Below are 13,274 nucleotides of genomic sequence, written 5' to 3'. Positions count from 1 at the left end.
GCCTAGCGGTCAACATCTCCCATGATAACATCTAAGCTTCCCAGAATCGCAACAACATCACTCATTTTATAGCCTCGTAGCAACTCTGGCAATATCTGAAGATTGGTAAACGATGGGCCGCGCAGCTTGACACGCCAGGGAAATTCACTCCCATCACTGATGAGATAAATACCAAGCTCTCCCTTGCTGCTTTCAACAGCGAAATAGGTTTCACCGCGTGGTGGGCGCAGCATTACAGGGGTTCGGGTCGAGATTGGCCCCCCGGGCAGCTTCTCCAAAGCGGTCCGGCAGAGCCGAATACTTTCGCGTATTTCAAGCAGGCGCACATGATTTCGAGCGTAGCTGTCACCTTCCTGGCCCGTTTGTACCTTGACCGGAACCTCACGATATGCCATATAAGGCCGATGCTTACGCAGGTCCCATTCCACGCCACTCGCACGTAGAATCGGCCCCGTCATCCCGTAAGCAAGCGCCCGCTGTGGATCAATATAGCCTACTCCTTTTGTGCGTATCTGAAAGATCTCGCTTCCCTCAGCCAGCCCTTGCATCTCATCTATCTCACGTTCAATATAGTCAAGGAACTCTTCACATCGCTTCAGCCAACCGGACGGAAGGTCATGAAGTACGCCTCCAACACGCATATAGTTCACGTTGAAGCGACTTCCTCCAAGCGCCTCAAATAAATCCAGAATCCGTTCGCGGTGACGGAAAGCCCATAGAAACGGCGTTGTCGCTCCCAGATCCATCACAAAGGAGCCAACCGCTACCAGATGGCTGGCGATACGTTGCAGCTCATTCGTGAGCAATCGAATATACTGCGCCCGTCGTGGAGGCTCAATACCCATAAGCTGCTCAACCGCGCCGACATAGGCCGTCTCCTGGATCATCGGGGATAGGTAATCTACATTATCCATATAGCGAATGCCGGCCATCACAGTTCGATTTTCAAGTATTTTCTCAATGCCACGATGCAGATAGCCGATCACCGGAGTACAACTTGTAATGGTCTCTCCTTCCAGCATCAGCATCAGCCGCAAGACGCCGTGTGTGCTCGGGTGCTGCGGCCCCATGTTCAATAGCATTTCTTGCGAAGAGACTGGATCAACGTTTTCTACTGGCTTGCTCATATGTCCTTCCTCCTTCAATGACTATAGTCATAAATGATTATAGTCATATTATAGACAGGACAAAGGCAAGATGCAAGGAAGCCTGGATCCTATTTCCGTCCTCTCAGAGACATGTACGAGCCGTTGTGCATCTCTGAGAGTCAGAAGGTGCAGAATTTCCAGAGCAGCCACGCGCCTTCCGAAAACAGCATCGTATACGGGAATTCGTAGCAGGTGAGGAAAAAGGGTATATGCAGATTTCTAAGACAACAGACTGTGGGTGAACGAAATATTTCGAGCGTCTTTGAACAGGCCTTCGGCCTACATGCCACACCACTGAAAGAAGCGCTTGCGACTACGATCCGCTGGTATCAGATCCGGAGAACCTGCAGACCATCTAGTGGGAACAGGGGGAAGAAAGTCGAGCAGATCTACCGCTCCACGTCCATCCCATAATAATTTCTCATAAGGTTGCCTGAAAACATCAGGCATTCGCTATAATCTCGCGAGCGAAGAAACGCAATGAATCCAATTGCAGGGTATCAGGAAAGCTGAGAATTACTTCCTGCACACCAACATTCTCCAACTCAGCGAGCTGCTTGCGAATAGTTTCAGGGCTTTCCATCAGGACACACAAACCCATTCGTTTGAGAAGGTTGAAAAACTCTGGTTGGACCATTGCCCTTGCCTCCTCATCAGGTTCTGCGATAGACACAATGCGGTGATAGTACGATGAACATGCTCATAGGCTCGTCCTACAGCCTCACAATGTTGCTTGAGCACCGCGAACTTTCGCTGGATAGTTGGCACATCTCCATTCCCAACGAAGATAGGACGCTCAGCTAGCGTTCTCATATCATTCTGGCAACAAAAAGAAAATGGGGCGCCTCTGCCCCATTTCACATATCCACAAAATAGAGGAAAAAGAGACGCTTGATCACGAAGAAAGCAGTTGGGAGACCTTGGCTGGTGTATCTGCTTCATCCAACGGGATGTATACAGTCACCGTGAGACCCGGGGCGTCAGACACCTGAAACGTGACAAGCTCAAACACGAGAGAGCCTCCTTGTGGATGCTTGAATATTTTGTGATCTTCTGACGCACTGAGCACCTCATGATCGGGCCACCAGGCCCGAAATTCAGGGCTGGCAATCATCAGATCCTGGATCAACTCTGTCAACCAGGGATCACCAGGATAGCGACCACACATGGCACGGAATTGGGCCAGGAGCCGTCGCGCATGCCCTTCCCAATCGACAAGAAATTGCCGATACGTTGGAGAAGTAAACATTCGCCAGACAGAGTTGCGTTCGTGAGCGCTCATCTGCTCATAATCGCCAAAGACGACGCGTGCTGCTTCGTTCCAGGCCACTACATCCCATCGTCGTCCGGTCACAAAGGCTGGACTGAGACCTTGATGATCGAGGAAGAGCTGTAACGCCGGACTCACGGTTTCAGGCTCCATGGCCCTCGCTGGAGGAGGTTGTTGGCGCGCTAAGAAGAAGAGGTGCGCTCGCTCATCGGCATTCAAGCGTAAGGCCTGCACGAGACTTTCTCAGACCTGCGTCGAAACGCTGATTGGGCGCCCCTGCTCCAACCAGGTATACCAGTCCACACTGACGCCTGCCAAGTGGGCAACTTCTGCGCGTCTGAGTCCTGGGGCTCGCCGTCTGCTTCCTCGCGGTATCCCCACGTCTTCAGGAGCCAACCGATCCCTCCTGGTGCGCAGAAAATCTCCCAGTTCTTGCAAGCGCCGGGTCTCTTGCTCTCGTCCCATCATTCCTCTCTCTCTCTCTTGTATCCGCCTTGTTGCGGAACCATAGGAGTCTCACTTCTAGGATCAACACTCATCTTGTTCTGGGATCACTCGTAGTATACACTGCCGATGTGTCGAAAACAACGCTTGCGCGACAAGAGCATGATATCAATACCTATTCGGTCAAGGAACGCTTGTCAAAGGGCGTGATGCTGGCTGCATCGCTTGCCAGATCGACGCGCATACAGGCAACGATACAAGTAGTCATACAGTATCACCTGACTTAATGTGTAGGAGGTCACACGATCAAAATCCCACGCTTACGTTATGATGGAGGAATTTCTCATAAAAGTTTTTGTTACCGGCGCAACCGGATATATTGGCTTGGCCATCGTCCGCGAGCTTTTCGCTAGCGGGCATCAGGTCCTCGGCCTAGCTCGCTCAGATGCCGCTGCCACATCGCTCGCATCTATCGGTGCACAGGTATATCGCGGTTCCCTCGATGATCTTGACAGCCTGCGCAGCGGAGCAGCGGCATCCGACGGCGTCATTCATACCGCCTACTTCACGACATCTTCCGATCTTGGGAGGGGCGGTGAAGGGATATGCCATGCTATCAAGGCGCTTGGTGCGGAACTTGCTGGCTCCGGCCGCCCATTTGTCGTGACCTCCGCTACTGGTCTTCTCCAACCGGGCCATCTTGGGACGGAGGAGGACGCAGCGTCTCCCGGCTCAGTTGGGGGGTATCGTGTTGCCTCGGAAGAAGCGGCGCTGGAACTTTCCTCGCGTGGTGTGCGCGTGTCAATCGTACGACTGCCGCCGACAACACATGGCGAGGGCGATCACGGTTTTGTCCCGACCCTCATCAGCCTTGCTCGTCGAAAGCTATATCGGCGTACCCAGGCGACGGATCGAATCGTTGGCCCGCTGTGCACCGGCTTGATGCTGCACACCTGTTCCAATTGGCACTGGAGAAGGCCCCGACAGGATCAGTGTTGCATGCGGTCGCAGACGAAGGGGTGCCAGTGTGCGAGATCGCAGGCGTCATTTCCCGCCGCCCGGGCGTTCCGGCTGTCTCTCTGCCTATCGAGGAAGCGGGCTCACACTTCGGCTGAATCGGGCATATTTTCTCACTGGACCTCCCGGCATCGAGCACGCAGACCCGACAACGGTTGGGATAGCACCCCGTGCAACCCGGTTTGCTGGCGGATCTCGACGGCGATTACTACTTCACGAACGAGGCATGGTTAACATTGCGTTGACCGTTTCACACCAGGAGTTTCCAGGAAAACGCATTGTTCTTTTTCATATCTGTGCTGCCGGGCCACATAAACCCCCGGCTTCCTCTTTCCGCATCCTAACTTCTCCTGTTACCATGTTATAAGTCGGCGTGTCTACCTATATACTCCCTCGTCGCTCGATCCTGAGCGCATCGATTTACAAAACAGTGATGAATGAAAAAGTCCAATGGAAAAGATGTCAAAGAATATATCCAACAACAGAACATAGGGTTGTGCTATATTTTGTGCTCATTGGAGGAAAGGTTCAATCCCATTGTGCCCTATATGGCTTCATTTGCCTAGTGGTTGCGTGGTTGTTTTTGGGTGAAGTCATATAGGGCACCCTGACATCTCTTATGCCCAAGGCGTTTTTTTCGGGAACGAAGTTGTGTTCCGAGGCGTCCTCATCTCCTTTGTTACTATGCGAGATAATAACAAGTCAACACTGGTCCCGCTGTTAGCAGGCCAGAGTGGATGTTTCCCTTGTTTAGCCTCGTCAATAGCAGTTACAAGGCGTTGAATTTCTTCTTCGGTCCGCTTTAGGCGATGTTCTGCCTGCCATGCATGTTCAAAGCGCGAAAGCAAATTGTTCAGAGAGCGAGCCACTTCCCAGAGCGCATTTCCTTGCGGAACATTGGCTCGAACTTTGTAGTGTCCATTTGCTACATGAGCATGAACATCTCGCAAATGAAAAGCTGCTTCTTCCAGTTCTTTTCTCTCCTGTGAAACAGCCCGTTCAAGCGCGACGAGTTCCTCCGCGTTATCAGCACGCTCGATAGCACGTTCCATAGAGCTAACAGCAAGGGCACTCAATAGAGCAATACCTAACTGCAAAATAAGCGGTCTTGCAAAGAGAACAGCAGGTCCATTCCATTGGGCTATGAGAGCTGAGATATCCGCTGTGTGTTTCAATAGAAACACATCTCCCAAAATAAATGTGCAATGGAGCGCAAGAAAAAACCAGAGATAGAAACGTGAAAGCAAAATGGCCGAAACAAATAGTGGAAAGATAAAAAGATCGAAGGTCAATAACCACCCTGTCCCTAATCCCCCCGGCGCCCCTAGCAGGCTCCCTTCAATTGCGATCTCCATACCAAAGAGCAACAGCAAGGATGCAATGGTCTGCTTCCCAAAGCGATTACAGATCAATGACAGGATAGACAGTGGCATCATCAAAATAATTGCTATCGCTGTCCCAATATCTTGATAAGCCTGCTGAAGCAAAAACAATGGTGCAAAAAAAACAAAAGGAATGATAAAACTGATCAAGCGTGAACGGCGTTCACGCTCACGTAGTGTACGTGCCATGACAGGATCATCAGAATGGGTAGGGCGGGGCGTGGTTAATCGAAGCCAAAAAGCGAGTAATCCCTTACTTGAAGTTGACACATCTGTCTCAACATTGGAAAAACTCGGCGGAGTTTGCATGAATGCACCTTCCTCCAACTTTATACTTTCTTTTCCAAAGTAATAAGAAACTCTTTCTCTTCTCAGGATAAAATACTCTTAAGAAAGAGATCCCTATTCTTTAGCAATGCTATCATACGATTAAATCTTGATTCCCCATCTCTTGCCTCTCTCACCATATATAGAGTCTGAATTAAATCAATTAACACTAATGCATATCCTTGTCTCATATGAAGCTGATGAGAATGCAAGAGCTGAAAATGAAAATGTGAGTGTTTTATCACTCTCCAACAGAGAGCATCAACCATTGCTAATGCAAAAGGACGACCCGTACCCTCGGCAATAGCATAAACCGCTGCATAGATGAGATCTCTAACGACATCTGCTGCAAACGATCTTTCATCTCCTTTTTTCACTTTGTAACGACGAACACACAAACGTGTTAGTTCAATAAGCATCTGCACATTGTAGCGTTCCTGCAAAAGGACACAGATTTCAGTGGGAACCATTCCTGCCTGCACAAAATCGGTGCATATCATAGTCTCTTCCCAGGAAGAAGGAAGAAACAAGCGAGTGCCCCCAAGTAACTGTTGTGTTTGTCGCATCTCAATCCGCCCATAAACCCCAAAACAGGCTACATGGCTCAACCTATCACGATCATAGTGGTCACATTCACACCCTTCATCAGTAACAGGAAGATCCCAACCTAATTGCTCAACAAAAACATCCGTTCTGAGCTTCTGATACTCCTTCTGGCGCTCAACATCATCCCAGGGAATAGAGCTAACACAATAATGCTGTCCCTGCTCAATAAAATCTCTGCTCGGGAATAGATCTGTGATTGAAGAGGGAAAATGCGTTAATTTGTTCTCTTGCATATTTTTATTCCTTGACTAGAAACAGCTACTCTTCAGGCAAGGATAACACTACAAAATAATTATTGTCAAATATTAATCTTTTTGGCTATATAGGTAGTAGCCAGTTCAAGAATTTCCACATGATAATATCAGAAAAATTCACTCAACATGTCTGGCAAACCTGACATTACAAAGCAAGTAAAAATAATAATTCAAGCATACAAATCAGTTTTATAAAACACCGAGAAAAATAATAGTAATTAAAATAATAAAAATGGTACAGAGCAATTCTTCATTGTTACCCCTTGCCATCTGTTTATAGTATTGATTCCCCTCCTTGTGCTTTTCACCTGTACCAGATATACTTCTTTTTAAGAAGTTTCTCTTTCTCTGTACTACTGTAATTCCTGCCCATTCATGGATATCAGCCTTATATTGATAACTAATATCTCAAAACGAACAGTATTGGCATCTGGGTTGCCTCAACTGATCGAGATAATCTCTTCCCATTATCTGGAAAAGGTATCATTTTTGATTAGAGAAATTTTTCCCGGAAAGGATGAGCATCATATGCCTCTTTCACTCCCTACTCCTCCGGTACATCCGGATATCAAGCGTGAACTCAAGCACTGCCTCCTCTCCCTCTCCGCTCGCAGTTTTGAATTCTTCGCGAGCGAACTTCTTCTCTATGTTGGGCTAGAAACAGTATCGGTAACACGCTACAGCGGTGATGGCGGGATTGATGCGCAGGGAAAACTACTTGCTGGCCCTTTTCGGCTTTCCGTTGGCGTGCAGGTCAAGCGCTATCGCCACAATGTTCAGCGCCCAGACATTGAACGTTTCATTGGTGCTCTATCCGGACGTTTTGCAGACGGTCTCTTTATCACGACAGCCGACTACACCCCCAAAGCCCTGCATAAAGCAGCTACCTCAATTCCCCGGGTACTTACTCTCAATGGCGACCATATTGTCTCTCTTCTACTTGAAAAGCGTCTGGGAGTCAAACCATCTCCCATCCATCCTCAAAAATTTATCGTTGATAACGACTATTTTGCCCATTTTGAAAGTATGAGAAATCTGTTATACCACCGAGATATCTCATCCACAGATACCCAAGGCATTGCCGGCACAGATTCAAGAGAAGGGCCCGTTGATCTAAGCCCAGAGGAAGATGTCATCTCGCTCAATGCCCTCAGCTATGCATTGCGGGTTGATCCAACCCGTGTACGAGTCTGGGTAGATGAAGGGCATCTGATACCAGACGCCACTACTATCTCTGGTGGACGCGTCTTCGCGTACTTTCGACGCGATCGCATTGAACAGATCAGGCGTCAGCTTCGACTTCAACCCCTTCCCGCTTCCAGCGAAGAATGGAAACAGGCCTTCCTCGATTTCATGAAAAGCCGAGTACTCTCTAAATCATATAAACCAGTGCTCCTGAAAGCCTTTTTCACACTGGTTGATCGTGAAGGAGCAGTCAAGATGGAGGATCTTGTCAAAGCCTTTCGGGCACTCTACCTTCAGGCAAAAGAGAGCGGACAGCCACTCGAACGCCAGCGATCCATCATGACCTCACCTGAAACAGCAAGTGACACAGCCATCAAGCGATTAATTATTACACAGCCCTTGGAACGCTTTCTAATCCAAAACTTTATGGAATATGACCGACATGAAGATATTCTTCGCATTGCGCCTCAAATCTGGCACGAATTACGCTATTACGAGGTACAGGATATCCTGAAAAGCACTGATGAGCAGCTTCGCTATTATCTTGCTCGCGAAAATCAGCGCTCCCATACAGGAGGCGAAAATGCCTCCTGAGCCAACAGAATGTATCATCCTACCTCATAACAGAAAGAGAAGGCTCTTTTACTGGTGATGTACCGCCTACTGTCTCTCCTTTCCAGGGACAAACCCACATAACAGATAGAGATGAAGATACTTTTCTGTTTCTGTCATATACGTTATCGTCTTCATTCAATAATAACTGGTAGCATATAGTTGGCATGCATTTAACTGTATCCAGGCCAGAAACTGAAAAGATCAATATACCTTGCACACATCTTTCTAACTAGTGATGCATGCAATGATACAATATATGTACCTTTCCACGATATTTCTGACCCTCCTACAGGCTAGCCGTTCCTTTTTACGGCGTAGTCCTTCCCCATCGGCGTACTGCACGGAGGAAACGGGGCATTTTGAGCGGCAACGCTCCCGCTTACACAAGCACATCGAGCGCATCGTAAACTGCCTCAAGTGTTTCGTTGCACTGCCACCCGAGATGAGAAGCGGGCTGACAGCTTCCTCGCGATGGTCTTGCTCGCCTTCATCCTGCTCTGGTCCTGACCTTTTATGAACATCCCCTGGCAAAGACGATCACATACAGTGCATGCTTCATCTCCATCGTGAAAGGCAAAGATGGAGCACCGCATGAATGCCGCCTGCCCTTGTGTGCAGGCGGAAGAACAGCTTAAGAAGATCATTGTGTATCCTCTCTCTCAACGAGGCATTTGTATAGGTTACAGATTTCAGCACGGCTCGGTTTCCTGTCCTGTGTGTCCGACACAGAGAACATCACTGTTTGGGTGAGCACGTGCTGACTGGAAGGCAAGGTAGGGAACGCAAAGAGAGGAATAAGTATTCGTTGTGAGATGCATGGAGGTGGAGCCACTCGTCCGTTCATTGCAGCCCGCTTCTCGCTATATTGCAGCAACGGTGCTCTCATATGCGGGCATACTACCAGAGAGAACCGACCGAGCAAGAGCGTGCTCTTTGTCTGTCAGAACTGCCAGTACGCCTTACATGCTGATCTGGTGGGGCAAGAAATATCGCGCTGAAAGCGCTTCTCGCCCGGTCCTGCTGGGCGAGAAAGGGACACGTGTCACTTGTCCTTGGTGTATCGGAGTCAAAGCAGAGCGTATATGACGGTTCTGTATGGTTTACCACCTTCGGCACGGTGCAGTTTCCTGTGCTGCGGTTGAGTCCAGACACAAGCCTCCTGCTTTCGCGGGAGGTCATTGACTTATGTCATCTGGCGTTGCACGAATACCAACCGCTACACCCAGATGAGTTGGCTTCCGGTTGGCTCCACGACCTTCATCGTAAGGTATTTCCTTTGGTTACCGGAAAACCGGAGAAGCGGTTGTGAAGCCAAATCCCCGTTTCTCGTTGATGTTTCACAGAGCGTTTGATTGTAGCACGCGATACCCCGACGGTTCGACCCTACCAGTAGAGCCACTGCACTTCCACCAGAACCGAAGCATCATCTCGCCGATGAGATCGCCGCCGAAAGCGCGGCCCGCAAGGACATCGGCGGTCGGCCGATGATACGGGCAAGAGTCGGGTCAACCCGGTTAAATTCGCCCCGTCGGCTCGCTTGGAAGAGCCCCACATACATATCAGCCCTCTCCTCTGAGAGACCGTGGGCGATCAGGCTATCCCGATACTGCGCATCCGGTACCACGATCCGACGGATTGGGCGGTGCGTCAGCTCCGAGGCAATAGCTGCGATGCCGTCCAGGTCGATAGCTTCGGTGGCTGTCAGATCAGGAGTCACACCGTCAAGGGACTCCTCGCTGAGGGCAATCGCCGCCGCTTCGGCCAGGTCAGCGTGAGCAGTCCAGGAAACCGGCCCATCCGCCGGAGCAACCAGCTCCCCCGTCTTCAGGGCGTCGCCGAGCAACATGAGCACTGATGCCGCGTAGAAACCGTTACGCAACGCGGTAAAGGCCACACCTGAAGCCCGAAGTGCTGCCTCGGTGGCGGCATGATCAACCATAGGAGGGAAGAGCGATGTTGGGGACGAAGCCATATGGCTTGTGTAGAGAATCCTGCGGGCGCCGGCCAACTTCGCTATGTCGATAGCCGTGCAATGCTGGCGAACTGCTGCCTCACCGAGGCTGTCGCATGACACGATGAGTACTTGCGATGCCCCCTCAAAGGCATGGGCGAGGCTTATAGGGTCGTTGTAATCTCCCCTGCGGACGCGAACGCCCTGCTCTTTCAGTTCTTGCGCCTTCTCCGGGTTGCGAACACTCACACCGATTTGCCCGGCGGGAATACGAGTAAGCAGCCGTTCCACTATCGCTCGACCAAGCTGGCCGTTGGCTCCAGTTACAATAATCATGATAACCTCCTGTTTCTCTTTGATGTACTTCTCACTCTGTCTATCCAGTGGAATACTGTCATCAGTATGTACTCTTCTCTTTTCGAACGTATGTACTTTCCTGTTCGCTCCTTTCATTGCTCAGAGATCAGACTGCCTCTCGTTTATCCCACTTTCTCAACTGGAAACTGAATCTCGGTGAGCGCGTCGTCAAGATTGTCTCCCCGGCGCAGGCGAATCTTGCGGCGTGGTCCAACAATGGTGTAGCCATTGTTCTCCATCCAGGTTCCCAATGCTTGATAGGCCGAGAGCACCAGCGAGGGTGGTCCATAATGGAGTGTACTCGCCATATAGGGAACAGCAGGTAAAGAGCAGCGTGTCAGCCGCCCCTCACTCCGTATAATCAGAGGATTGACCACTCTCGGGTCAACAGGGGCGACAATCTCCACAGAACTGAGAGGCTGTTCGTCCTCGCTCTGAGCATGAAGGACAAGCAGATGATCGATAGGATTGACTCCATAGCGTTTCAACATAATGGAGATTTCGTCAACCCAGTGCGCCTGATACACCAGATCAGCCGTTGTCAGGCGGAGAGAGACTCCGGTGATCGGCTTGACCGCTTTGAGCACGACTTCATAGCTCGGCAGAGAATTGCCCTGCTCAATGGAGCGCAAGCGTGCTTCGATGCGCACGAGTTGCTCCCGTTCCTCCTGAATCTGCTGCTGGAGTTGTGCCTGCCTGAGCTGCAACATCCCTTGCAAGGTTTCAGAAGAAATGCCTTCGTCCAGAATCCTGGCGATCTGTGTAAGTCCCAGTCCAAGCTCTTTGAAGGCCAGAATGCGATGCAGACGTGGCAACTGATCCATCGTGTAGAACCGATAGCCAGTATCAGGATCAACATGAATCGGCCTGAGAAGTCCAATCTCGTCGTAGTAGCGCAGGGTGGTCATCGAGACCTCAGCGAGTTTAGCAAAATCGCGAATCTTTAACATCTCATCTCTTCCTATCCGTTTGCAAGACCAGGTGAACAACTCTTGTTAGCATCTTACAACTTTCGGGTAGGATGAAAGTCAAGAGGGGAGCATGAATAACACAAAACTTCCATACCATCTTCACTTCTCAGGATCACCCCAATTCCATCCAACAAGCATTGGACGCATTTTCCAGATGAGCCGCAAACAGCAATGCGCTTACCTGAGTCCCTCTTGGAGTTGTCCTGACTGGAAGCAGCGAGGATCTCCAATCGCTGGAGTAGCGCATCAGCATGCATACCTGTCTATTGCAAAACCTCTTTCACCCCTATCGAGAAATCCACACGCATTTTCTGGTACGAGCAGCTCAGAACCCCAACCGAGAAGGTCGGCCTCCTGCTAGAGTGATGACGCTTTTGTCCCCGCAATGAACCACGGCCAACAAGCAGCCCAAATCGTCTGGCCAGTGAAGCCGTTAAAGCGGATCTGCTCACGGTCGTCGCCGCACAGGCCAATCTTTCCAGCATGACCGCAGCGTCTTTTCTGGAGAGAAGTTACCCGCCAGTGCGGCTATCTCACGATGGCCCAGCAGGCTGAGAAACGCTGTGGGCGAGATGAATATGGATTCAACCCCTGCTTGAGGGCTTTCATCTCGCTTCTTGTCTCCCCTTATAATTTGTGTATAAAAGTCAGGCCTCCAGCCAGGGGGATACTTGACTATTCGATTTTCCTTTGACTGTTATAGCCTGATAAAAACGATTACCCTCGTTCGCCAGGCCATCTGATCCCTTTTTGAAAACCACAAGCCTTTTCTATTGAATACGAAGGGCGCGTTTCAATGCGGTAAGCTGGTCGCGAGCTGCGATCTGAGTTACCTGTGCATCAGCAACCATTCTGAAGCCGTGGTAAGCCCCGGGATAGATATGAAACTCCGTTGGCACTCCTGCCCGGGTGAGACGACGCGCAAACTCCAGATCTTCTTCAAGAAACAGATCCAATGCACCCACATTTATGAATGTAGGAGGAAGACCCTCCAAATCTTCAGCACGGGCTGCTGCGGCATAGGGGGACACATCGGGTCCACCAGGTTCCTGACCTAACAGAGAAGTCCAGCCAAAGCGATTCGCCTCACGGGTCCAGATAAATTCTCCAGTATACGGATGTGGTTCTGCCATGATGCAGGTACGATCGTCAAGCATGGGAGCAATCAGAAGCTGGAATGCCAGAGGAATTTCACCCCGATCACGAGCAAGCAACCCAAGCGCAGCAGCCAAGCCTCCCCCTGCACTACTCCCTACAAGGGCAATGCGGGCCGGATCGACACCCAGTTTGCTTGTATGGGTATGCAGCCACTGTAAGGCGGCGTAACAGTCCTCAACAGGACCGGGATGATGTGTCTCAGGAGCCAGACGATAGCCTACCGAAACTGCCACACATCCAAGAACCGATACGACTTTCTTCACCATAAGATCTTCTTGCTCTGGAGATCCCATAACATAACCACCTCCGTGCATCCAGAGCAAGGCCGGCACAGGCCTTATCTCTGTTGTTGGCTGGTAGAGTAGTACCCGTACCTCGGGCGCACCTTCTGGACCGGGCACAAAGTGTTCAGTCACCTCTATACCAGGGAACGAGGGAAGATCAGAAAACCTCTGGGTCTGGGTCATAGTCCGCACTTGCTTGATGATTGCTTCATTCAATTCTATGGAGGGAAGCTGATCAAGTAGAGCAACAAGCTCAGGATCAACAAGGGGGCGGGTTGTCATAATAGAGTCCTTTCACATCCAAA

Annotated in this window: 10 protein-coding genes and 1 pseudogene; 2 read left to right on the top strand and 9 right to left on the bottom strand. The window is 50.3% G+C overall.

The genetic code is table 11. From position 1 onward, the window contains the following. Nucleotides 1–2: 2 nt before the first annotated feature. The 4 genes from EI42_RS18160 to EI42_RS33930 all read right to left on the bottom strand — a co-directional run bounded on the left by EI42_RS18160 (nucleotide 3) and on the right by EI42_RS33930 (nucleotide 2,886). Complete coding sequence (locus EI42_RS18160; RefSeq protein ID WP_111324048.1) at nucleotides 3–1,127, bottom strand: NADH-quinone oxidoreductase subunit D; 1,125 nt, start codon at nucleotides 1,125–1,127, stop codon at nucleotides 3–5. 463 nt (nucleotides 1,128–1,590) lie between these two features. Continuing rightward, a complete protein-coding gene (locus EI42_RS18155) occupies nucleotides 1,591–1,785 on the bottom strand; it encodes a hypothetical protein (RefSeq protein WP_111324047.1) in 195 nt (64 codons plus the stop codon). A gap of 258 nt (nucleotides 1,786–2,043) precedes the next feature. After that, the gene (locus EI42_RS33935; protein WP_249033468.1) at nucleotides 2,044–2,571 is read right to left on the bottom strand and encodes an MmyB family transcriptional regulator; all 528 of its coding nucleotides are present in this window, start codon (nucleotides 2,569–2,571) and stop codon (nucleotides 2,044–2,046) included. Between the two features lie 90 nt (nucleotides 2,572–2,661). Beyond that, nucleotides 2,662–2,886, bottom strand: coding sequence for a helix-turn-helix domain-containing protein (locus EI42_RS33930; RefSeq protein WP_246046477.1), 225 nt, complete (start codon nucleotides 2,884–2,886; stop codon nucleotides 2,662–2,664). A gap of 321 nt (nucleotides 2,887–3,207) precedes the next feature. Between EI42_RS33930 and EI42_RS18145 the strand changes: the two are divergent. Beyond that, nucleotides 3,208–4,043, top strand: a pseudogene (locus EI42_RS18145) (SDR family oxidoreductase). A gap of 453 nt (nucleotides 4,044–4,496) precedes the next feature. On the opposite strand, the gene EI42_RS18140 reads toward EI42_RS18145, so the two are convergent. Together EI42_RS18140 and EI42_RS18135 are read right to left on the bottom strand one after the other, a co-directional pair. Then, complete coding sequence (locus EI42_RS18140; protein ID WP_211326241.1) at nucleotides 4,497–5,588, bottom strand: hypothetical protein; 1,092 nt, start codon at nucleotides 5,586–5,588, stop codon at nucleotides 4,497–4,499. Between the two features lie 44 nt (nucleotides 5,589–5,632). Next, a complete protein-coding gene (locus tag EI42_RS18135) occupies nucleotides 5,633–6,427 on the bottom strand; it encodes an acyl-homoserine-lactone synthase (protein WP_111324045.1) in 795 nt (264 codons plus the stop codon). 549 nt (nucleotides 6,428–6,976) lie between these two features. On the opposite strand from EI42_RS18135, the gene EI42_RS18130 reads away from it, so the two are divergent. Continuing rightward, nucleotides 6,977–8,227, top strand: a complete 1,251-nt coding sequence (locus tag EI42_RS18130) for a restriction endonuclease (protein ID WP_170142730.1) — start codon at nucleotides 6,977–6,979, stop codon at nucleotides 8,225–8,227. Nucleotides 8,228–9,671: 1,444 nt separating this feature from the next. Here EI42_RS18130 and EI42_RS18115 read toward each other — a convergent pair. From EI42_RS18115 to EI42_RS18105, 3 genes are all read right to left on the bottom strand, one after another. Continuing rightward, complete coding sequence (locus EI42_RS18115; protein ID WP_111324084.1) at nucleotides 9,672–10,535, bottom strand: NAD(P)H-binding protein; 864 nt, start codon at nucleotides 10,533–10,535, stop codon at nucleotides 9,672–9,674. A 143-nt stretch (nucleotides 10,536–10,678) separates the two neighbouring features. Beyond that, nucleotides 10,679–11,506: a MerR family transcriptional regulator gene (locus tag EI42_RS18110; protein ID WP_111324042.1), complete on the bottom strand. Its 828-nt coding sequence runs from the start codon at nucleotides 11,504–11,506 to the stop codon at nucleotides 10,679–10,681. A 791-nt stretch (nucleotides 11,507–12,297) separates the two neighbouring features. Next, on the bottom strand, nucleotides 12,298–13,251 hold the full coding sequence (locus EI42_RS18105) for an alpha/beta hydrolase (protein WP_111324041.1): 954 nt from the start codon (nucleotides 13,249–13,251) through the stop codon (nucleotides 12,298–12,300). Nucleotides 13,252–13,274: the final 23 nt, after the last annotated feature.

It is taken from the genome of Thermosporothrix hazakensis (assembly GCF_003253565.1).
Classification (GTDB): Bacteria; Chloroflexota; Ktedonobacteria; order Ktedonobacterales; family Ktedonobacteraceae; genus Thermosporothrix; species Thermosporothrix hazakensis.
The sequence above is the reverse complement of the archived record's forward strand: the minus strand, read 5'-3'. Positions and strand labels throughout refer to the sequence as shown.

What these genes read in the sequence shown, in the direction of transcription:
- EI42_RS18160 (WP_111324048.1), bottom strand. Translation starts at nt 1,127, where the DNA reads ATGAGCAAGCCAGTAGAAAACGTTGATCCAGTCTCTTCGCAAGAAATG.
- EI42_RS18155 (WP_111324047.1), bottom strand. Translation starts at nt 1,785, where the DNA reads ATGGTCCAACCAGAGTTTTTCAACCTTCTCAAACGAATGGGTTTGTGT.
- EI42_RS33935 (WP_249033468.1), bottom strand. Translation starts at nt 2,571, where the DNA reads ATGGAGCCTGAAACCGTGAGTCCGGCGTTACAGCTCTTCCTCGATCAT.
- EI42_RS33930 (WP_246046477.1), bottom strand. Translation starts at nt 2,886, where the DNA reads ATGATGGGACGAGAGCAAGAGACCCGGCGCTTGCAAGAACTGGGAGAT.
- EI42_RS18135 (WP_111324045.1), bottom strand. Translation starts at nt 6,427, where the DNA reads ATGCAAGAGAACAAATTAACGCATTTTCCCTCTTCAATCACAGATCTA.
- EI42_RS18130 (WP_170142730.1), top strand. Translation starts at nt 6,977, where the DNA reads ATGCCTCTTTCACTCCCTACTCCTCCGGTACATCCGGATATCAAGCGT.
- EI42_RS18115 (WP_111324084.1), bottom strand. Translation starts at nt 10,535, where the DNA reads ATGATTATTGTAACTGGAGCCAACGGCCAGCTTGGTCGAGCGATAGTG.
- EI42_RS18110 (WP_111324042.1), bottom strand. Translation starts at nt 11,506, where the DNA reads ATGTTAAAGATTCGCGATTTTGCTAAACTCGCTGAGGTCTCGATGACC.
- EI42_RS18105 (WP_111324041.1), bottom strand. Translation starts at nt 13,251, where the DNA reads ATGACAACCCGCCCCCTTGTTGATCCTGAGCTTGTTGCTCTACTTGAT.